Consider the following 20,615-nt stretch of genomic DNA (forward strand, 5'->3'; position numbering starts at 1 on the left):
AAAGGCTTTAGCGAACCCCGAAAAATGGGCCGAATATGAAGCTTTAATGAGGGAGCATAAGGTACCGGAATGGTATATCGATTCCTGCCGAAAAATAAAATACATGTTTCCTAAAGCTCATGCTGCAGCCTATGTCATGATGGCCTTCCGCATAGCCTGGTTTAAGGTGCACATACCCCAGGCATATTATGCAGCCTACTTCACCATTCGAGCCAAGGCCTTTGACGCTGAATTTATGATCTTCGGCAAAGAAAAGGTTAAGGCCAAAATGAAGGAAATTGAGGAGCTGGGCAACGCTGCCACTCCAAAGGATAAGGATATGTACGATGACTTGGAATTGGTTTTGGAAATGTATGAAAGGGGCTTTAAATTTCTGCCCATTGATTTATACAAATCCCATGCTACAAAATTCCTGCTTGAGGAGGAGGGCTTACGGCCGCCCATCAACAGCATATCCGGCATGGGCACTGTGGCAGCTGAAGGTCTCTATAACGCAGCCCAAGAAAAGCCCTTCAACTCCATAGAGGATGTCAAGAAACGGGCTAAGATCGGGAATTCTACCATCGATTCACTTCGGAAATTTGGCTGCTTTAAAGGAATTCCGGAAAGTGATCAGATGAGTCTTTTTGATGTAATTTAATGAGCGATTAAATGAAAAAAACAAGCCACCGTTCACAGGCGGTGGCTTAAGACTTTTATAACACAGTGGTGGATTGGGCGGAGCTCTCAACCGAGAAAGTGGTTCGGGATCTTTACTGCTGAATCGGGACCATCACCCTGGCCTTGGCAGCAAAGGCCAGAAAGGTCTGGGGAATCGAAGAAAATCCGTACGCAGTGGAAGATGCCCGGGAAAATGCCAAGCGCAATAGAGTTGATAATGTGGAGTTTATCCCAGGCAAAGTGGAAGACACCTTCCGGTAAATTACTGACCGTCCAGATATCGTCGTCCTCGATCCGCCCCGGGCCGGGGCACACAAAAGAGTGCTGGAGCGATTGCTGGAATTGGGGCCAGATCAGATCATCTATGTCTCCTGTGATTCGGGGACTTTGGCACGGGATCTGGGGATACTGCAGAGCGGGGGATACCGGTGGCTGAGGTGCAGCCGGTGGATTGTTTCCGTGGACGGTGCACGTCGAGTGCTTAATAGTGCTATATTGGGGTTGAGTGAAAGCCTTGATATGAGCGGTTCGCAGAGTAAGATGTTATTTTAGGGTGACATAGTGTGTGAGGGAACATATTGAGCTCGATTGTTTTAATTGACCGGTCGGGCTTTTTTGTTTCGAATTCCTTGATTGATGTTATCGTATATGATAACATAATGATGAGGTGGAGCATATGCTAAGATTAGAGGTGTATCATGGATTGGCAAGTGGAATACTATAAAAAGGAAAACGGGGATATACCCGTGCTGGATTTTCTGCTATCGTTGGAAGCAAAAATGCGGGCGAAAGCCTTTAGCGAAATAGAACTGCTGGAAAAGCATGGACCCGAATTAAGGGCGCCTTACGTCAAGCCCATAAAAGGCAAAGGCCTATTTGAACTGAGAATCAAATTCGCGTCGGACATCAGCAGGATATTCTATTTCACATACCGCCAGAAGACCTTTGTGCTGCTTCATGGTTTCACCAAAAAAACTGAAAAGACGCCTCAAAGAGAGATTGAACGGGCACTGCGTTATTTAGAAGATTATGAAAGAAGGTGTGGTAATGAGTAAAGCGGGAGCAAAGTTTTCCGAAGTAAAAGAGCTTTTGATGAAGGATGAAGAATTCAAAGCTGAATACGAAAAGCTAAAACCTCGCTATGATGTGATTTCGCAAATCATTGAAGCGCGAACCAGCCAAAATATTACCCAGGAAGAATTAGCGCTTCGGGTTGGGACCCAGAAATCCAATATCAGCCGTCTGGAAAGTGGAACGTATAATCCATCCCTTGACTTTCTGTCTAAGGTTGCCCGTTCTCTTGGGAAAGAGGTACAGGTCACATTAAAATAGCCATTGTGAAAAGGCATAAAGAAACGCGTGATAGCACAGTATCCTTTATGGACGGCAAGCGGTATTACGACAACAACGCCACCTACGCGCTCATGCGGCAGGCTTCCGACCGGATGTGCAGGGAATACTCCCTGTCCGTCATCCAAAACCCACAGCGAGGCAAATCCAAACACTACGGAGAGTGGAAAGCTGAGCAGGAAGGCAAACCCACCTGGCGGGGCCTTATCCGCGAGGATGTGGACAAAGCAATCTCTTCGTCCATGACCTTCAGCCAGTTTATTACCGCGCTCCGAAAACAGGGCTACGAGGCAAAAACCGGCGTAAAATACATGGCGGTACGCCCTCCGGGCAAGGAGCGTTTTGTCCGGCTGAAAACCATTCTATCTGTGTAGACAGAGATGTAGGTCATAAATAAAATATAAAATTCTGAATTGGTAAAAATTACTTAACATAATGCTCTAAATTCACTGGAATGAGCAAGAATGTACCCCGCAATAGGATGGTTCAATTGCTTGTAAACTTCACTATTACTTTGGATTTCATGTAAAGGCCACCATAAATTAAATTCTGTGCTTTGCATATTAAGATCATCAATAAACTGAGCAAGCCAAGAATCTTCAATATATTGCCCACATGTTGAACGAAATCTGCCCAGTAAACCCTTGGCATGCAGATTCCAGTCGACAAATAACTGTTTATATTTATTATCTGTGAACATTTCCGATATAAATGTACCGGGCAACTATCCCTATGGAGGAGTAACGGATCTATGGAGTGTTGATTTTATAGCAGTTAGTGATAAGTGTTCGCAATGCGGTGTTTGTGCAGAGGGGTGTCCTGTTGGGGCTATCGATTCAGAAAATAGTAATTTGATTGATGAGGAAAAATGCATCACGTGTTGTGCCTGCATCAAGAACTGTCCACAAAACGCCAGAACGATGAAAACCGGTCTAGTCAAAGACGCTGCAATGCGACTAAATAAACTGTATAAAGAGCGAAAGGAGCCGGTATTCTTTTTTTAATTAGTAAACAGCGAAGAACCCCGCAACAGGCTTAACCATGCCAAGACCAAGGGCAGTTGGCTCATAATAGTTCCCAGCAGATAAGTTCTAGGAAAAAGACTTTTTAGTCAACATTTAGAATGGAGCACTAAAAAAAGCTGTAGGCTTTTTAAGTGCTCCATTCTCATTAATCCTTATTTTTCTTTTGCTGCTAATTCAATTAATGCTTGGGTTAAATCTCCATTTAATTTCCCAAGAGTTTGTTTGTCCAGAGGGCTTGCCTTTGAGCCTGCTATAGTTGGATCAAGAGATTCTTCGATTTTTTTATAAAGATCCGGGTATTTCTGTTTTACACTATCCTCAAAGGGACTCCAGGCATCTTCTAACTGAGGCCCAGTCACTTTTACCTTTGCTTCAACTCCAGCATCAATAGCCGCTTTCAAATCTGCTGTGATGCTAAGCATCTTTGTCACGCCCGTTTGAATGGCCGAAGGTGTTTGAGTTGATGTCCCTTGTTGAGATGTTTCTTGGGATGTTGTTTGATCCGTCTTGGTTGCTTGTGTGGAAGAGTTTGGTGTCGTGGCAGTTGTGTTATTTGCGCCACATCCGGCAATAACTCCTAAACTGATTACGAGAGTTGAAGCAAGTATTATACGAGATAATTTCATTGAACTTTCCCCCTTAAATATTTACTTGGATCATCTTAGCGTATTACGTGCGACTCTTTTTGCATGTGTTTTTTAGCAGTTAATCGTTTCCAAAGAATTACGGATAGGGCACTAATAACTAAAGCAATTTGGGGAATAGCGCTCTGCCATGATGGATAAAGAGCTAAAAGATCTATATTGGGTATACTCGAAGCAGTTGTAGATGGGATTGTACCAGCTAATTGCAAACCATGAATCCCCATTCCGGTAAACTTAATACATAAGTAAAAGACGATAATACTAGAAACCATGAAAAAGGGGCGTATAGGAAGCCTCAAACCTAAGCGAATCATTAAATAAGCCAGAGCGCTAAGTAAGGCAAATCCGATCACTAAACCAAGCACAAGTTCTTTCATACTAATCTGATTGACCATCCCTATAAAGAACAAGACTGTTTCTGTTCCTTCCCTGAAGACAGCCAGAAAAGAAAGAACTCCCAAGGAAACCATCCGTCCTGTATCCAAAGCGGATTCGCTTTTATTGCGGATGTACTTTTGCCAATCAGAAATATTGGATTGACTATGCAGCCAATAACTCATGTATAAGAGCATAACAGCTGCAAATATACCGGTCCAGCCATTGATCAGGGCATTGTTATTACCGAATGCCCCGGAAGAGAAGACGAACTTTACGATGATCGCGACCATAATGCTGAGAAGCAAACCACCTAAAACCCCAAGCCAAATCCATCCGTTTCCCTTGGTTCGGCCCGACTTCTTGACAAAAGCCAGTAAAGCAGCAATGACCAAGAGCGCTTCAAGACCTTCACGGATCAGGATCATAGCGGCATCCCAAAACGTATAACCGGATTTGCTCGCCAGTGGGCTCAAGTAATTAATCATCTGATCCAGTAATTGAATCGCGCCTTGATAATTAGGTGGATTAGCAGAAAGCATCGCATTTACAGTGACAATGTCTCTTTCCGAATCGCTATAAACGGCTGCGGATTGAGCAACTACAACGCCTTCTACACTTAACCAGGATTCCCGTACTTTCGAAATCTCGGCCAGTGCTGATTGCTGTTGATGATCTTGGGCCTTGATCTTGGTTTGTTGCAAGAGGACAATGAAATCACTTAATGAAATATTTTCTTGTTTAAACTGTTTTCCCTTGGGGAACTCTCCACGGATGAACTTCTGATTGACGTTTTTAAGCCCTTGCAAGGTCTGGGTTATGTTTTCTTGTTTATTTTGCATAAATGCATAATCTACTTGACCCATATTGGATTCGATATCTTTATACGCATCTCCAGATTCTTGTTTCACGCTATCTTCGGTTTGTCCCCATAAATCGTGAAATTTTTGATAGCTTTGCTTTGCTTCAGACAAGTGTCCTTGGTTTGTCTCTGTTATTGCTTGATCGATATAGATATCCGCCTTGGTCATGTTGTCTGCTGCTTGAGTTGCGGCCCATACTTTGATAGGACTCAACGTTATTACCAGAATCGTTAAAATAAGTAATGTAGTTTTAATTCCCCGCATCATTTTGCACCTCCTCGTAATTCAATGAGTATGATAACTATTCTCATTTGAAATAATACAATTTAATTCATATTAAGTCAATGGTTTTTGTTGGTAATTAGTAAAAGAACGTTATTTGCGCCTTGGTCAAGGCCTGTCTGAATAGCGCTTGAAGAACAAATTTTTAAATTTCATTGTGAAAGAAGGGTAAAAAATCCGGGGATATCTCCCGGATTTTGATACACAAGTATTTCCTTATTAGTTGAATTGCCCTCCAACCTAATTATTGGGCTTCGGATTTATCCATGAGTAGGGATCTGTTTAGCAGCTGCGACTGTTTTTGTTACTTTATTTTGTAGTATACTACGTGGGGAAGAGGTGAATTTAACAATGATAGATCAAAAAAGCAAAAATTTATATGGTCTTTTTCCTTTTTTGCAGGATGTTAAGATTCATACCTATGGGCTCGCCCCAGTTAAACTACATGCTGGAGTTTGCGCTTTTACTGATGGAGGGGAAAGCACTTCGATTCCATTATTAATTAAAGGTTCAATCAAGGTTCTGAAAACTGCTGAATCAGGGCGGGAAATTCTGCTCTATCGTATTAAACCGGGTGAAACCTGCATTATTATGCTCTCTAGTGCATTGGGCAATATCCCCTATCCTGCAACGGCCATCGTTGAACAGGAGATGGAAGCACTTATGATACCCAATGAATTATATAAATATTGGCTGCAACATATTCCTGCTGTTCAGACTTTTACCTACCAAAGCATGGCCCAGCGTCTGGGTAGCGTCATGGCTCTCATCGAGGAGATCACGTTCAAAAGAATTGACATACGCCTAATCCGTTTTCTCCTGGAGCATACTTCTGAAAGGCAGGCCATACTTTACGAAACTCATGAAGAAGTAGCTATTGAACTGGGGACTGCGCGCGAAGTCATTAGTCGTCTCTTGAAAAATATGGAAGGTGACCATTTTGCTAATACTTTCACGTGGTAAGATTGAAATAACCAAGCGTCAAGAATTAGAAAAAATGCTTCTCATTCGGTGACTTTGTCACTGAAGTTTCTTCCGGAGACGTGTATCATTTATTTTAGAAACACAAAGCTCACGAGAAGGAGGAAATCTTATGAAAGCAAATGAAGGAAGTTTGGAAAGAATCATTCGTCTTATTCTTGGTCTAATCGTTTTGTCTCTATGGTTTGTTCTTCAAGGCAATGCCAAATATCTTGCCTTAATCGGTCTAATTCCACTTATTACAGCCATATTAGGATGGTGCCCCCTTTATTCGATCTTTGGCATTAATACCTGTAAGAGAAAATAATTAACAGCAATAGTTTCCCTGTCGTTGGTTAGAAAAATAACTGAGTTTAAATATCACTTAGGCTTAGGACATAATAAAAAGTAGACCGCCCCTTGAGTTAAATGGGCGGTCGCTTAAATCGAGGAGGAATTCTATGCAATGTCGACGCCTACGGACCATCGTAACGGATTCATGCACAGCATCTTTTTTGCATCCTCAAGGCACGCTGAGACCGTGGTGTAAAGAGAGGAAATAGCCTGGTATCAAGGGGGTTGGGGCATCAAATAGGCATTTTTTCTTGGTCATTCATTGAATATCCATCTCTTTTAACATCACTCATATTTAATGAATCATCTTTTGTTTCAATATTCTTAAGTTTTTTAACTGCCCCATAAGCTTCTTTTAATGAAAGCTTATCTTCTCTCCCGGAAATAACCCATAACGTTTTATACCCCCTGGGTACAGAGAGAAGCTTTTCTTCACCTTTGCCATCCGTAAAATAGACTAACAAATTAACTTTATTATTATTAGCATATTCAAAAACCGGGGTAAATCTGGTGCCGCCTCTGATATTAATCCGATCTTTGATCTCCTTTACAGATTTGACGTTATACACCCGTCTGATTTCGCTATCACATTCTACAATAGTAATTTCATGATGATAATTTTTAACGATAGCGAGGACTTCTTTAATGGCTTGATTAAATTCTTGATCACTAATGCTGCCGCTGATATCAAGGGCAACAACAATTTTGGCTTTATGACTCCTAAGTTGACCTCTTAAATCTAATCTATCGGGCTGTCTTCTATTTCTTCTGGTGATCGTCTTCTTTTTATTACTTTCAACAGCTCCCATCAACCTCTTAAGATATAAATTCCAAGGCAATTCACCCTTGCTGTTTTTAAGGGATGAGATGATACTTGCTAAATAATTTGGAATGCTGCCTTTTTGAGCATTATTAATAAACTTCTCAGTAAATTCTTGAAGTGTTTTTTCATCGATATCACTGGAATCTTCCCAAATGTCATGGGTTTTTTCAGGATTATAATCGGTTTCTATTTTTTCGTCTTGATTACTATCATCATTTTGATTATTATCATCTTTATTATTATCATCTGCCTCATCTTCATCTTCATAACTATCATCGGCCTCATCCTCATCCGCTTCCAGTAAGTCCAGGGCAGTTTGAATCTCTTCTAGATAATATTCAAAAGGTTTAAAGGGCAGGAGTTCTAAAGAATAATTTAAATTTACCCATTCTAAGGTAACAGCATAGGGGGGCAGATGATCCAAATAGGTGTTGACGACGATATTCATGGCCATATTGATGGCTAATGTGCTGTAGTCAGCCTTGAATTCTTTTGCTCTTATTAAATGCATGGATACTATATGGAGTATTTCGTGTTTAATCGTGCTTTCCATTTGTTTTAGATTAAGATTTAAAAAAATTATTAATAATGATATCTGCTTTTTCATAAAGCCCATTAACCAGGTTATCAAAACAAGTTTTCACAGTTTATCACCTTATTAAACGATAAGATTCAAAATATGATTCGATAAACGCTTCATTCTCTAGGGCGTGTTTGTATACATCAGGATAACTGTTTTTAATATCCTTCATGAGTCCTATCTTTAAATCGACAGGATATAGTTCCAAAAACTCAATCAGCCTCTCCATATAAAAATTTGAATCATCACTATGATTTAAGATATTTGCTTCTAAGTTTTTGAGAATATTCTTGGCTGATAGATAAAGCCTGGTATGGCTTTCGTTTTTTACTTTTTCTATGATCGATTCGTGAAGAGAATTTCCAGAAAAAACATCTTGATAGGATATGAGGGAACGATGATCAGATTCCACAAAGCTCACAAACTCTTCGGCGATTAGTCGCCCGACATTTCCTTTGATAACATTTAAAAACACGGAGCGAGGTATGGAATCTTTTTTCTCCTTATATATTTTATAACTGCTGGAAATTCGCTCATAGCTTCTGGGAGTTGCTCTTAGATCGTCTTCGTTGATCTTATGCAAATAATCGGGGAAGGTGGAGATAAACTCGACAACCTTTTGCTCAATTCCGGCCTCTATGGCCCAATCTAACCACTGATTATAGTCAGGCTCCATCGATAACCAGACAAACCGATTTTCTTGGGCGGCATCCATATCGACAACCTGGTAATCAAAATCCGAACCATATTTGCTGGAAGGATTCATAGCGGCTAATATTTTTACATTTTCAGGTAACTTATAGCCATTGATTTCCCGATTTAAGATTAAATTCATCAGTTCCTGTTGGACTGTATGTTCACAGCGATTGATCTCGTCTATAAATAACAGAACGATTTTTCCTTGAGCTATTTCTTCATCAATTTCCCTGAGCTTATGATGAACAGCATAGACTGTCGCTTTCTTTTCATACTGATCTTCTTGATTATTGACGCCTGCATAAGCTTCGATCGTTGGCAGATCCCCTATTTCACCTTCTTTAAGAAGATTCCCATTAATCACAATCAAACTCCACTGATTTTCTTGTGCAATTTCCTGGGCTAACGCTGTTTTGCCAATTCCGCTTTCCCCAACGATTAAAGGGACTTCTCCCGTCGATAGTACTAAGTCAACACTTTTTAAGGTGTCTGTAAAATTCATGAGTTCTCACTCCTATAGCAGCTTCAGCTTTTCATCTACAGCTATTTTTTTCGTCTTTTTACTTCCATATTTATCAATAAACATGATCTTGTCGATGGGCATAAGGTCGCTGTTTTGATTGAGGTAACTGCAATTTAAAAAGTCTCTGACATATTTTTCTTCAACATCTTCATTGGCTAAGGATTCCTTTAACACGTGTTCTAATTCTTCTTGAGAAATTTCGTTCATAACATATTTAATCACTAAAATATTGACTTTCAATAATTCTAAGATTTTATGTTTATCTAAATCATTGATAAAGGTAATAGCCCTCTCATTATTCTTGATCGCTAGAAGCTCGGCCTGATGGGTAGGAGAATTGATATATCTTAAGGCATCATAACTGATTTTTACTGCCTCTTCCTGGACACTGGCGCAAGGTTCTTTGATAAACTTTATTGAATCGTAATTTTTTCCTACTGCTAATAATTGCAATTCCTCACTTGGATTCTTAACATATTTAATAGCCCAGCCGGCTCGATTGATCGCTAATTTTATTAACTGATCGCTGGGATTTTTAAGATACTCTAAATTAACCCAGCCATCATTGATCGCTTTGATCATCATATCTGCTGTAGGGTCATCGATAAATTGAATCGCTCGGCCATTATTGTCTAGAGCTAATTCTTGCATCTCTCTGGTTGGATTATCAATATATTTTAACGTCAGGCCATTTTTTTGAACAGCCAATAACTTGATCTCATCGGTCGGATTAGTTATATAGGCTATCGCATTAGGATCATTCTTGATCATTTTAATCAGCTTTGCTTTTTCCATAAGGTTACGTTCCTTCTGTGATTATTTTTATTTTACCCACCTGGCCACCACAAACCCAGGATTTCCTTCTCTTTTCTCCTCGAGAGAAAGGGCCTCAGTTGTTGTTTGAACATTTGGTGGGAAGAAAAGACATTCTCCAATTTCGACAGATACACCGATTTGCCAGGAACCTATTTCCTCTTTGGTATAAAGAGCAGCACGGGCGAAGACAGAAGTGGGGTTGTTACGAGCTGCCTCACCATAGTACTCACTCCAGGCACTCATGCCGGCGATGAGTCCGATCATCATACAGCCCCCGGGCTTTAAATGACTAAAAAGTTTTTTCAGGACGTTTTCCGGTTCAGGTACGAATTCAAAGGCGGTCATGGAAAAAATCCCATCATAGGTTTCCAGTTGATCCAGAATTTCTGTAATATCAGCATGCCACCAGTGAACAGGCTTAACTTTAGAGGTGTTTTCCTCAATGGCCGCTATTTTCTTTTGGGCCAGAGCCATCATTTCACCGGAAATATCCACAGCAGTGACCTCATATCCCTCTTGCACAAGCCAGCTGGTATATTGTCCAGTACCACATCCGATCTCTAGAACCTTGGGACCCGGTGCCTTAAACATGGACTGGGCCAGGTGACGTTCAACTTGATCAGAGACCGGTACTGGATGAGAATAGCGTACATGTCGGTAGATCAAAGGATATAAAAGTTTACAATAAGCTAATTCGTGATAAAATCCCCCGGATCATCGAGGAAAGCGGAAAGAAAGCCATTTTAGAAAAGGTCTCTGGTAAAAAATACCTTGGCTTATTACACGCAAAATTAGCTGAAGAACTTAAGGTATATCTGGACAGCCAAAGAGTTGAAGAACTAGCGGACTTAGTTGAAGTGGTCTACGCTATATTGGACCATAAAGAGGTTACTCGGCAGGAATTCGAGGGTGTCCGAAAGTAAAAGGTTATGGAGAGAGGCGCTTTCAAGGATAAATTGCTGCTTAAAGAAGTTATTGACGATTGAGAGGGGAGTGGAATTGACGCTAATAATTGTCCCAAATGTGGTGGGGAGCTAATCACTAGAAAGGGTAAATATGGAGATTTCAAGGGGCGTAAAAATTACCCGAAGTGTAGGTTTACAATTACCAACTAGGCAATGGATCCTGATTTGGGTAAAATGTGGAGGTAATGGAGTATAAGCGCGCCAGAGAGTTGAACCGCATACAGAAGGTACTTGAGGGCGCGAATATCAAGTTAGCTTCTATTGTTAGCGACATCGATGGCAAATCATCTCGCCGAATGGTAATGTGTATTGCAGATATAAAAATATGTCGCATTATTCTTATACTGTGACGAATTCTATGATTAGCGTTGCAATAAAGTTCAGGGGGATAAAAAATGAATGATTATAATAACCTCTCTCATATAAAGTTTTTCGGCATAGGCATTCCTGAACAGGGTCAACTGGCAACCGTAGAATATCAAGAAGAAATAAAGAGGTTAATCAGGTCTGTCAAACCTTTAGAAGAAGTTGAATTGGGAGACGAAATAAACCCTGATGGAAATAAAATTATTCTGTACCTAATAAATGGTAATGAAACTGAAATTACTGGCTTAGCACAAAGCAAGGTTCAAATTGCTCAAATAATCAATGGAGTCTCCTACAAAGCCATTGTGATTCAACAAGAATTAAGGGCTTTATTGGACAACCTTGCCATGTCTAAAAGCATACTATAGGTGTTAAATTGTCCTTAAAGCATAATACGTATTATTCTTATACCGTACCGTTGTTCTTATTTAGCGTAGGAATTACTGCAGGGTAATTTCCGCTAATTCGTGTAAATGAAAGTGCCTATTATTGGAAATTTATAGGATAGGGGTATCCACTAATGTTGAATCTCTTTGTTTTTGGCGGGTATCTATACTGTATGGAAGGTATACAAATTAAGGTAAGCATTTTTTAAAAGAGTGATAGTTTATGGCTATTTAACTTAAGATAGACTAAATTAAGAGCTTATAAAAAATTGAATCGTAGTTATCAGAAGAATCAATTAAATAGAAATTATAGGAGGTGTAACAGTAGTTGAGAATTCATAAAATGGTTTTCAACAAATGAAAAAGCTATCGCCATCAATGGATGAATGGCAATTTATTGGATTATAAAGAGAATTAGCTCTTAAACTTTCATAAGCGATGTTTTTCTGAGTTTGAGGGGCGTAGGCCTATTAATGATAAGGAAGAGGATAATGGTTTATTTGAATGTTTTCACATTTCCAAATGAGGATATGGAATTTGGCTTTTTCATGAAGGTAAAAAGAACGTGCTATGACGTGTTTTATCCGTTTAAGATATTATCAAGAATTGGTTTTGAGAGAATTGATTTTGAGCCAGTTACGATTTTATATGGAGGAAATGGTTCAGGAAAATCAACGGCATTAAATGTTATTGCAGAAAAAATAGGAATCAATCGTGATTCTATCTATAATAAATCTAATTTCTATCCCGACTATATCCATATGTGTGAGATGCAACTTGAGGCCGACATGCGATTGAGGTTATAACAGCGTGAGCCAGTCCCGTCTGCCATCTTTTTTTTGCTTTTTGCCAATTTCCTGGAAGGGAATAAAGAAATCACGCGGAAATATCAAAGGTTAACTCGAAAAAGAAAGATTAGTGTTTAAATGAAAGATAAATTTGACCCATGAGGAGACGGTGGTAAGGTTGGAGCGGGCAAGGGTTTCGCTAATAAATTAAAAGGATGATTATGATTATGATTAGAGAGATAGCTTACAATGATGTAAAAGACAGCTTTGGTGAATATTTACTGGTATGTCCAAGATAGAAAAGGTAATATTAGGGTAAGTTCTAACTTTGTTAAAGGTAAAGGCATTGTTGATTTTATTGATTAGAGGTGGAAAGACGTGGATTGGAACTATGATAATGGACGTATTTATAGTACAGATGAAAACGGCGAACTAATGTGTGAGACTACATTTATCCGTAAAGAAAATGGAGATGTGGATATAGATCATACCTATGTTAATCCTGTTTTGCGAGGTAAGGGTGTAGCCGGGAAGATGATGGAAGTAGTGGCCGAGTATTTAAGGAAAGAAGGGTTTAAAGCTACAGCCACGTGTTCATATGCTAATATTTGGTTAAAGCGGCATGAGAAACAGTATCCGGATATTCTTTCCGAGGATACGTATGGTCAAGCCGTGGCATGCAAGATTGACGGAAAACATTAACGACAAGAAGCAGTCACACTAGCCCGCATTCACCTGTTAGCCCAAATGACTCTGAGAAAGAACAAACTACCCCATGAATAGTATGGGAAGCCGAGGGCAAAAATGGAATATTGATGAGTGTAAAATAGATAATGGGGTAATACTATGGTATTTAAACCAATAAACGATTCGTTTTTCCAACAACCTACGATTAGTTTAGCTCGTGCTTTGTTGGGTAAATTGCTGGTGAAAGAAACAGAGTTAGGTACGGCGTCGGGATGGATAGTAGAAACTGAAGCCTACATTGGACCAGAAGATCGTGCGGCACATGGTTTCGGAAATCGAAGGACTAAAAGAACTGAAGTAATGTTTGGACCACCTGGGTATGCCTATACTTATGTTATGCATACCCATTGCCTTATTAACGTGGTTAGTGGAGAGATCGGGTGTCCAGAGGCGGTATTAATTAGAGCCCTAGAACCATGTTGCGGAATTGAGCTGATGTATCAACGGCGGGGAAAAGGGAAAAAGGAACGAGAGCTAACCAATGGACCAGGAAAATTAACGAAATCCCTTGGTATAGTAAAGGAAGATTACGGGAGAGCGATGTTTGAGTATCCACTTTTTATCGCAGAAGGAAAAGAAATTGGAACCATTGCGGTTGGTCCAAGAATAGGTATTCATAACAGTGGAGAAGCCAAACACTATCCTTGGCGTTTTTGGGTACAAGATAATCGCTTTGTCTCAAGATGAGAGGCGATGAACGGCCTCTCATCTTGTCGTACATGATACTATTTGCAAATTGGCGATAACTGTCGTTGTATTATATTAAGGCTAAGACGTTTAATGCAGGGCGCAGAACATAAGAGGCAGTCAAGTATTACACGGATATATTTCCTAATTCCGATATCCATTTTTTCAGCAAGTATGGAGAAGGGGAAGCCAAGTCCTCTAAGGCAATTGTCAATTATGCGGCTTTCAAATTATTGGGGATGGAGTTCTCAGCGATGGACAATGCCTATGACGTTGAATTTGGTTTCAATGAGGCCTTTTCACTTATGGTGCAGTGCGAAGACCAGGCTGAGATTGATGACTACTGGGAGAAACTTTCTGCAGTACCTGAGGCCGAGCAGTGCGGCTGGCTGAAAGACCGATTCGGATTATCCTGGCAAATCGTGCCAGCTAGCATGAATGAGATGATGAGCAAGGGCTCTAAAGAAGCAGTTCAAAGAATCACAGCCGCTTTCCTCAAAATGAAGAAGTTCGATATCGAAGCTTTGAAGCGTGCGTACAACGGAGAAGCTTAGGGAAGTGGGTGAAGTTGGCTATGGGAAATAAGCCGATCATAACAATTGAAACCATCGTGAATAGAGGTATGAATCAGGTTTGGACATGTTGGACAGAACCGAGACACATCATGCAATGGAACAACGCCTCGGAGGATTGGCATACACCGTCGGCGGAAAATGATCTGAGGGTAAGGGGGACCTTCACCTAGTGGGTAGCAACTCAAACTGGGGACCAGGTACCTGTCCCTCTGCCCTCGTCCTGCCAAAATTAAACAGAAAGTTAAGTGAATCCTATGAGTATGAATGACTTAAAGTTTAAAGCCTTCGCAGTAACCAATGAAATCGATCTTAATAAGATTGCCGTCGAATGCAATATTAGGAAAAAGTATACCTGGGAGGAGCCTCTTCTGCTGCAAGGCGAGGTGCTTGCAATAATTATCGGAGAGGAACCTGGGAAGGATGAACAGATCCTAGTTTTTTCGTTTGGGAGCATTGTTTTTATTAACTCGACCTATCAGCATACGGAGCTATTGCTGCGCTATCTGAAAACAATCAAGCCTGATATCGATATCGGACGTTATGAGAGATTTCAGGAAGACTATGTACTTCATCCGGTTGAGGGTGAAGAAATTGAGCTTACGGACCGCTATGTGCAGATCCCAAAGATGGAGTTGTTTTACCCGGAGTTGATCTCAATCGTGATCGCTAAGTCTGTAGCGCTTGAAAAGATAGAAGAGCAGCTGGGGAAAATCCTTGATGATCTTGAAAGTAAGATTGATAATCTGGAAAAGGGCAAATTGAATATCGGCAACAAAGAACTTGCCAAAACAACTTCAAGGATTGTCAGGCATGAATACAATACCATTGCGTATATTATGATTCTTGACAAACCGGACATTACCTGGGTCAACAGTGATGCAGCAGATTTTTACGACAAGATGTCGGAATTTTTTGAACTAAGTGATCGGTATGAAGTGATAAAAAGCAAGACCGAAATCTTGAAAAGCATCATCGACGGGCTTGCAACAATAAGCCATTCTATACGTGGACTGTTTGTCGAGTGGGTGATAGTGGTGCTGATTGTTATTGAAGTTTTGCTAATGGTATTTGATTAATCGGTGAAGACAGGTGTAATATGGAAAGAATCATACTGAGTACATATAAAGTAGCAGCAAGACTCCCTCTCGTGCGGATTGCGTCATTTTTTAAGCTCAGGAAGGACGCAGGCTGGAAGGAGTATATTAAAATCGATGAGGCTGAGGTTGAAAAAATCCTAAAATATGCTTCAGCGCACAAGGCAGTGTACTTATATAAATATGGCTGTATTACCTTTTTAAATTGCAATCAAGACGAGATCTCTTTGTTTCTTGAGTATTTGGGAACGCTGTTTGTTGAGATAGATTATAAATTGCTTTCTAAATTTAGTGAGACCCATGAGATGACCCGTTCAAGCGATGACTATGTAAAACTGTGGGAAAGCGCTGAGGTAAGATTTCATTATAATCCTCAGCTGCCTGAAATAGCAGCAGCAGTTTTAGCAAAGTCCACTGAGCTTGACAACATTGAAACGGAGCTTTCAGAAGTTCTAGATGAGGCGGGTCATTTCATAGTTCAACTAAATAAGGGGTATCTTAGGGCTAATACCAAAAAGGTAGCTGCAACCCTTGCTAAAAGTATCCGGTTCAAATACAGGAGCCTTGAAAGCGTAAGGCTCCTTGATAGACCCTCAGAGTTTAGCAGAACGATTGAATCAAGACTAATATTTGACAAGATAAGTGAGTATTTTGAGGTTAATAAACGATATGCCCTTTTATCAAACCAGATGGATATTTTGGACTCCATAACGGGAGAATACTTCAGCTTTAGAACCAAACAATCAGAAAGGAGGTTACTGCTATTTGAAATATTGCTGCTTGCTAGCTTTCCGCTTCTGCACTTCATATTTTAACAATCGGTGTTAAGGGCACTCAATTAGGGAACGTTAAAGTCAATTGAACCTTTGTCTTCTCGCCTTGGGGCATAGTGTTCAGTAACAACCGGGAATTTTCTGTCACTGATGATGAAAGTGCTTTTAGCTTGAAGGTCTTTATGACATCACATATAATAACGAAATAAGGGCTGTAATAATAGTTAAAAGAATAGCTAATATATTGAAGAATTCAATAAGGGCAGTAATTTGATGCTAGAGATTAATAATCTGGAGGTAACGGTATTGAAAAATCCTCAGCTCTATAACGCTATATTTCACCGCAAGTCCATCCGAAAATATAACATGACGCCACTTCCCGCTGACACACTTGGAAAGTTGCAGGAATATGCAAGCAGCGTAAAGCCGCTTGATGAAAGTATTCGATATGAGTTTGTTTACCTTGGTTCCGCTGATGTTAAGAATCTCTTGCCTATTAAAGCGCCACACTACATTTGTCTGTATTCCCAGATCAAGGGAAACTATTTGATGAATGCAGGTTTTTTGCTGCAGCAGATTGACCTATACCTCTCTGCTAATAATCTCGCCAGCTGCTGGCTGGGGATGGCGAAGCCTTCAAAAGAAGTTCCCAAGCAGATCAACGGCTTGGAGTTTGTAATTATGCTCGCCTTCGGGAATACCACCGAGCCGATATACAGAGCAAATACCTCCGAATTTATGCGTAAAAGTTTGTCTGAAATATCTAGTGTAGCGGGTGCGGACTCCATGCTCGAGTCAGTTCGCCTTGCTCCATCATCCTCCAATACACAGCCATGGATTTTTTAGCGGAGATGGAGACGTTATGACAGTGAGCCGCAAGAAGTTGAATCTTCTCAAAGCACCGTTTTATGGGAAAATGAATCAGATTGACATTGGTATTGCCCTTTTTCACTTGTGGCTCTCAGGTAACCATCAAGGCAAAGTGGTAAGTTATAGTTTTGATAAGGATGCAGCACCAAATGGTTATGAATTCATGGCGAAAGCAAAGATTAGTATGAATTAACAATGTATTTATTTGACTCAACCTGACCTCAAATTCTTGTAGTACTTTTGCATGTTATTTCGAGTGATATACCTTTTCGTGTGAATCTTAATCAACCTTGGGCCATGCCTTTTGGTTCATTGTATACATCGTCTGCGCCATACCGGACACCATGGAACCAACGACGAATAGGGTAATGCCGAAGATGAAAATGGACTTCCTGCCAAAGAGGTCCGCAAGTTTACCATAAATCGGTGCGGTTACGGAGGATGTGAGCAGATAAATCGCGAAAACCCAACTGAGTAGATTCAAGCCGCTCAATTGTTGAACAATGTGAGGCATAGCGGTAGTAACGATGGTCGTATCGATCGTAACCAGTAATATCGATACAAGCATCGCGATCGTGACCATTTTGCGCTGAGTTATTTTCCCCATCAGTCAATAATCCCCTTTAAACGTGTTGTATAGATATGTAATGATTCCCTTTCGAATTATACCACTGCTAAGTCTGTAACATAACCCATTGTTCAAGAAATATCCGGACTCAGAAATTTGCAGGGTTTGGTCAAGGTAGAGACATCTTCTTTTAATGAGGTTCCTTCACAATGCATACCCAGTGGATTAGGGGCTAAGTCTTTCTCCTGATTAAATCGCCTCAGTGCTTAATTCAAAACCTTCCAGGTTTGCTGTTTCATCAATTTCAATCAGTAAGTAACGCCTTCTGAGTAGTTTCTACCCCGCTGGCTTGAAGAATCTTTTCCTAAAAAATTTAAAGGAGAATACTTCGTCATCAAGGCCTGACTCATCTTCCCCTCTTTCCTTCCTCATTGGTTTAAAAACCTCACTCGTAAAAAGGAAATCATAAAATCGCTTGGGTAATCACAGTGGTTGATAACTTTAAGAGCTATTTCCTCAGCTTGTTCGATAAAATTATTGGAGCGGAGTGTAGCTGTAGTACCATTAGATTAATTAGTATGTACAGAATAACGATTCACGCTTTTACCGTTAAAGAAAGAGCATATTCGAGTTTTCGAGCAGAAGCAGATAAGCTTGTTTGAGTGATGGGTACAAATTATGCTTTATGACGTCGCTCCGATCGGGTTCAAACTTTTGGTGCGACAATTTATGCTATAATTAGTACAAATTATCCGCCAAGAGGAGAAACTGATGCCATGCCAGCTGCGACAAATCCTGTGATCGTCCAAAGTGATCGATCCGTTCTCTTAGAAGTCCATAATCCTCTTTACGAAGAGGCTCGTGATACCTTAGCCATCTTTGCTGAACTAGAAAAAAGTCCGGAGTATATCCATACGTATCGGATTACTCCGTTATCGTTATGGAACGCTGCTTCAAGCGGTGTGAGTGTTGCGGAAGTGCTGAGCGGTCTGGAACATTACAGCAAATTTCCTCTGCCGGACTCCGTACGCACGGAAATTCAGCAGCTCATGGGTCGCTACGGCCTGGTAAAGCTCCTTCGAGATGGAGACAAGCTCCTGCTCACGGCCGCAGACCCGATAATCCTTTTGGAAATCATTCGTCATAAAGAGGTCAAACTCTTACTGGCCTTTGATGAACAGGCGAGGAGTTACGATTTCTCAAGCCCGTCCCTAACTCAAGTAGAAATCAACCCGGAAGCACGGGGGCAATTAAAACAGCTCTTGATGAAACTCGCCTACCCTGTCGAAGACCTAGCGGGTTATAGCGAGGGCAACCCCTTACCCATGGCTTGGCGCGGCGAAAATTCTAAAGGAGAACCCTTTGCCCTGCGGTCCTATCAGCAAGAAGCCGTCGAAACCTTTCATCAACAAGGTTCAGTGCACGGCGGGAGTGGCGTCTTGGTACTTCCTTGCGGCGCCGGCAAGACCGTCATCGGTATGGGTGTGATGATGGAGTTACAGAGTGAAACGCTGATTCTGACGACGAATAATAGTGCCGTCAAACAATGGCTGCGTGAGTTGAGGGATAAGACTACCCTCGAAGCCATACAAATGGGGGAATACACCGGCGAGAAAAAAGAAATCTGTCCGGTGACCGTGGCCACTTACCAAATACTTACTCACCGTTCCAAGGCGGATGGAAACTTTGATCACTTTAACCTATTTAATGAAAAGAACTGGGGTCTAATTATCTATGATGAGGTACATCTCTTACCTGCGCCCGTCTTTCGAGCCACCTCAGAACTCCAGGCAAAGCGCCGCTTAGGTTTGACAGCGACGTTAATACGGGAAGATGGTAAAGAAGATGAGGTCTTTACGCTGATTGGTCCCAAGAAAATGGATGTTCCCTGGAAGGTCTTAGAGTCTCAAGGCTGGATTGCCACGGCTGAGTGTATGGAATGGCGAATCTCCATGAGTAAAGACCGTCGTATGGACTATGCTTTAGCTGAAGAAAAAGGGAAATTCCGGTTAGCAGCAGAGAATCCCCGTAAGCTGGACAAAGTGTCCGAGTTAATGGAGCTTCACAAGGAGGACCTGGTGTTGGTGATCGGGCAGTATGTAAATCAACTCGAACTGCTCGCTCGTGAATTGAATGCCCCTTTAATCACCGGTAAAACACCGCAACGAGAGCGTGACCGTCTGTATGAAGAGTTCCGAAGCGGCCGTCTGCACTGTTTAGTGGTATCCAAAGTCGCCAATTTTGCCATTGATTTACCCGATGCTAATGTGGCGATCCAGGTTTCCGGAACCTTCGGGTCTCGACAGGAAGAAGCACAAAGGCTCGGTCGTATACTGCGCCCCAAGCAGGGTGACAGCAGAGCGTATTTTTATAGTTTGGTTTCTAAAGATACCAAAGAACAGGAATTCGCCATGCATCGTCAGCTTTTTCTAACCGAACAAGGGTATGCGTATAAAATCATGATCGAGGAGGATCTTGAACCATGAAGAAGCCGACGAGCGCCTCAATACGGAACCAGAATCCACCTGCTCCTTCCGACCAACCGAAACCCCAAAAGTGGCGGCCTGTATTTGGCGAAAAATTGCCGCCTGGTTTTAAACCATCCACTTACTCAGAGGAGTCCAGGGAAAACCCAGCCCCGGCACAAGGGAGTCCTTCTCAGCCAAGTCCAAAATCCAGATCGAAACCAGAGGCTGCCCCCGTAAAGAAGCTTAAGCCGAAAGCTTGGCCGGACTATTTTGCCAAGATGGATTCTGTGGAGCGAATTCTCTTTGCCTATATGGCCTATACCCGACCGGAGGATAGAACTATCGATTATTTTTGTAGTTATGATCACGATGATTAT

At 41.2% G+C, this 20,615-nt stretch carries 25 protein-coding genes and 5 pseudogenes; 22 read left to right on the forward strand and 8 right to left on the reverse strand.

What is annotated here, in order from left to right:
* The 5 genes and pseudogenes from UF75_RS16895 to UF75_RS16910 all read left to right on the forward strand — a co-directional run.
* Positions 1–640, forward strand: a pseudogene (locus UF75_RS16895) (DNA polymerase III subunit alpha); the annotation flags it as partial.
* Positions 641–696: 56 nt separating this feature from the next.
* Positions 697–1,165 (forward strand): annotated as a pseudogene (locus UF75_RS27340) (methyltransferase domain-containing protein); the annotation flags it as partial.
* A gap of 193 nt (positions 1,166–1,358) precedes the next feature.
* Positions 1,359–1,715 (forward strand): type II toxin-antitoxin system RelE/ParE family toxin, encoded by a 357-nt coding sequence (locus UF75_RS16900; protein ID WP_045575757.1) that lies wholly within the window; start codon positions 1,359–1,361, stop codon positions 1,713–1,715.
* On the forward strand, positions 1,708–1,992 hold the full coding sequence (locus UF75_RS16905) for a helix-turn-helix transcriptional regulator (RefSeq protein WP_027364629.1): 285 nt from the start codon (positions 1,708–1,710) through the stop codon (positions 1,990–1,992). The genes UF75_RS16900 and UF75_RS16905 overlap by 8 nt, the downstream gene beginning before the upstream one ends.
* 5 nt (positions 1,993–1,997) lie before the next feature.
* The gene (locus UF75_RS16910) at positions 1,998–2,384 is read left to right on the forward strand and encodes a relaxase/mobilization nuclease domain-containing protein (RefSeq protein ID WP_242860294.1); all 387 of its coding nucleotides are present in this window, start codon (positions 1,998–2,000) and stop codon (positions 2,382–2,384) included.
* Positions 2,385–2,437: 53 nt separating this feature from the next.
* On the opposite strand, the gene UF75_RS28435 is transcribed toward UF75_RS16910, so the two are convergent.
* Complete coding sequence (locus tag UF75_RS28435) at positions 2,438–2,710, reverse strand: hypothetical protein (RefSeq protein ID WP_045575758.1); 273 nt, start codon at positions 2,708–2,710, stop codon at positions 2,438–2,440.
* Here UF75_RS28435 and UF75_RS27345 point away from each other — a divergent pair.
* Entirely contained in the window at positions 2,703–3,014 is a 312-nt protein-coding gene (locus tag UF75_RS27345) for a 4Fe-4S binding protein (protein WP_242860295.1), read from the forward strand. The two genes, UF75_RS28435 and UF75_RS27345, sit on opposite strands and share 8 nt — an antisense overlap.
* A 173-nt stretch (positions 3,015–3,187) precedes the next feature.
* Here UF75_RS27345 and UF75_RS16920 read toward each other — a convergent pair whose 3' ends face one another.
* Both UF75_RS16920 and UF75_RS16925 read right to left on the reverse strand, forming a co-directional pair.
* Positions 3,188–3,661, reverse strand: coding sequence for a hypothetical protein (locus tag UF75_RS16920; RefSeq protein ID WP_052693383.1), 474 nt, complete (start codon positions 3,659–3,661; stop codon positions 3,188–3,190).
* 35 nt (positions 3,662–3,696) lie between these two features.
* Complete coding sequence (locus UF75_RS16925; protein WP_045575759.1) at positions 3,697–5,184, reverse strand: FTR1 family protein; 1,488 nt, start codon at positions 5,182–5,184, stop codon at positions 3,697–3,699.
* Positions 5,185–5,550: 366 nt separating this feature from the next.
* Between UF75_RS16925 and UF75_RS16930 the strand changes: the two genes are divergently transcribed.
* Complete coding sequence (locus tag UF75_RS16930) at positions 5,551–6,162, forward strand: Crp/Fnr family transcriptional regulator (RefSeq protein ID WP_052693386.1); 612 nt, start codon at positions 5,551–5,553, stop codon at positions 6,160–6,162.
* Between the two features lie 130 nt (positions 6,163–6,292).
* Positions 6,293–6,487, forward strand: a complete 195-nt coding sequence (locus tag UF75_RS16935) for a DUF2892 domain-containing protein (RefSeq protein WP_045575760.1) — start codon at positions 6,293–6,295, stop codon at positions 6,485–6,487.
* Positions 6,488–6,746: 259 nt separating this feature from the next.
* On the opposite strand, the gene UF75_RS16940 is transcribed toward UF75_RS16935, so the two are convergent.
* Genes UF75_RS16940 through UF75_RS16955 form a run of 4 tightly spaced genes read right to left on the reverse strand, consistent with a single transcriptional unit; the run spans position 6,747 to position 10,617 of the window.
* Complete coding sequence (locus UF75_RS16940) at positions 6,747–7,952, reverse strand: VWA-like domain-containing protein (protein ID WP_242860296.1); 1,206 nt, start codon at positions 7,950–7,952, stop codon at positions 6,747–6,749.
* 34 nt (positions 7,953–7,986) lie between these two features.
* On the reverse strand, positions 7,987–9,114 hold the full coding sequence (locus UF75_RS16945; protein ID WP_045575761.1) for an ATP-binding protein: 1,128 nt from the start codon (positions 9,112–9,114) through the stop codon (positions 7,987–7,989).
* Between the two features lie 12 nt (positions 9,115–9,126).
* Positions 9,127–9,930, reverse strand: coding sequence for a hypothetical protein (locus UF75_RS16950; protein ID WP_045575762.1), 804 nt, complete (start codon positions 9,928–9,930; stop codon positions 9,127–9,129).
* A gap of 27 nt (positions 9,931–9,957) precedes the next feature.
* Positions 9,958–10,617 carry a class I SAM-dependent methyltransferase gene (locus UF75_RS16955; RefSeq protein WP_045575763.1) on the reverse strand — a complete coding sequence of 220 codons (660 nt, stop codon included), beginning with the start codon at positions 10,615–10,617 and terminating at the stop codon, positions 9,958–9,960.
* Positions 10,618–10,949: 332 nt separating this feature from the next.
* Between UF75_RS16955 and UF75_RS30250 the strand changes: the two genes are divergently transcribed.
* The 12 genes and pseudogenes from UF75_RS30250 (at position 10,950) to UF75_RS31080 (ending at position 17,395) form a co-directional block, all read left to right on the forward strand.
* On the forward strand, positions 10,950–11,066 hold the full coding sequence (locus tag UF75_RS30250) for a topoisomerase DNA-binding C4 zinc finger domain-containing protein (protein WP_282433812.1): 117 nt from the start codon (positions 10,950–10,952) through the stop codon (positions 11,064–11,066).
* 35 nt (positions 11,067–11,101) lie between these two features.
* Positions 11,102–11,266, forward strand: a complete 165-nt coding sequence (locus UF75_RS29640) for a hypothetical protein (RefSeq protein ID WP_207642486.1) — start codon at positions 11,102–11,104, stop codon at positions 11,264–11,266.
* 45 nt (positions 11,267–11,311) lie between these two features.
* On the forward strand, positions 11,312–11,650 hold the full coding sequence (locus tag UF75_RS16960; RefSeq protein ID WP_045575764.1) for a hypothetical protein: 339 nt from the start codon (positions 11,312–11,314) through the stop codon (positions 11,648–11,650).
* Between the two features lie 509 nt (positions 11,651–12,159).
* Positions 12,160–12,459 (forward strand): annotated as a pseudogene (locus UF75_RS16965) (AAA family ATPase); the annotation flags it as partial.
* A gap of 375 nt (positions 12,460–12,834) precedes the next feature.
* Positions 12,835–13,158: a GNAT family N-acetyltransferase gene (locus UF75_RS16970; protein ID WP_045575765.1), complete on the forward strand. Its 324-nt coding sequence runs from the start codon at positions 12,835–12,837 to the stop codon at positions 13,156–13,158.
* Positions 13,159–13,302: 144 nt separating this feature from the next.
* The gene (locus UF75_RS16975; RefSeq protein WP_045575766.1) at positions 13,303–13,890 is read left to right on the forward strand and encodes a DNA-3-methyladenine glycosylase; all 588 of its coding nucleotides are present in this window, start codon (positions 13,303–13,305) and stop codon (positions 13,888–13,890) included.
* 125 nt (positions 13,891–14,015) lie between these two features.
* Positions 14,016–14,444, forward strand: a pseudogene (locus UF75_RS26450) (VOC family protein); the annotation flags it as partial.
* A gap of 20 nt (positions 14,445–14,464) precedes the next feature.
* Positions 14,465–14,635 carry an SRPBCC domain-containing protein gene (locus tag UF75_RS27360; protein ID WP_082075203.1) on the forward strand — a complete coding sequence of 57 codons (171 nt, stop codon included), beginning with the start codon at positions 14,465–14,467 and terminating at the stop codon, positions 14,633–14,635.
* A gap of 90 nt (positions 14,636–14,725) precedes the next feature.
* Positions 14,726–15,541: an RMD1 family protein gene (locus UF75_RS16990; protein ID WP_045575775.1), complete on the forward strand. Its 816-nt coding sequence runs from the start codon at positions 14,726–14,728 to the stop codon at positions 15,539–15,541.
* Between the two features lie 20 nt (positions 15,542–15,561).
* Positions 15,562–16,374: an RMD1 family protein gene (locus tag UF75_RS16995; RefSeq protein ID WP_045575767.1), complete on the forward strand. Its 813-nt coding sequence runs from the start codon at positions 15,562–15,564 to the stop codon at positions 16,372–16,374.
* A 264-nt stretch (positions 16,375–16,638) separates the two neighbouring features.
* Positions 16,639–17,178 carry a nitroreductase family protein gene (locus UF75_RS17000; protein WP_348983069.1) on the forward strand — a complete coding sequence of 180 codons (540 nt, stop codon included), beginning with the start codon at positions 16,639–16,641 and terminating at the stop codon, positions 17,176–17,178.
* A 22-nt stretch (positions 17,179–17,200) separates the two neighbouring features.
* Complete coding sequence (locus UF75_RS31080; protein WP_348983070.1) at positions 17,201–17,395, forward strand: hypothetical protein; 195 nt, start codon at positions 17,201–17,203, stop codon at positions 17,393–17,395.
* A gap of 87 nt (positions 17,396–17,482) precedes the next feature.
* On the opposite strand, the gene UF75_RS17005 is transcribed toward UF75_RS31080, so the two are convergent.
* Positions 17,483–17,770 (reverse strand): MFS transporter, encoded by a 288-nt coding sequence (locus tag UF75_RS17005; RefSeq protein ID WP_242860297.1) that lies wholly within the window; start codon positions 17,768–17,770, stop codon positions 17,483–17,485.
* Between the two features lie 776 nt (positions 17,771–18,546).
* Between UF75_RS17005 and UF75_RS17010 the strand changes: the two genes are divergently transcribed.
* A complete protein-coding gene (locus UF75_RS17010) occupies positions 18,547–20,256 on the forward strand; it encodes a DNA repair helicase XPB (RefSeq protein ID WP_045575769.1) in 1,710 nt (569 codons plus the stop codon).
* Positions 20,253–20,615 (forward strand): annotated as a pseudogene (locus UF75_RS17015) (hypothetical protein); the annotation flags it as partial. The gene UF75_RS17010 and the pseudogene UF75_RS17015, both read left to right, overlap by 4 nt.

The organism is Desulfosporosinus sp. I2, assembly GCF_000960765.1.
Classification (GTDB): Bacteria; Bacillota; Desulfitobacteriia; order Desulfitobacteriales; family Desulfitobacteriaceae; genus Desulfosporosinus.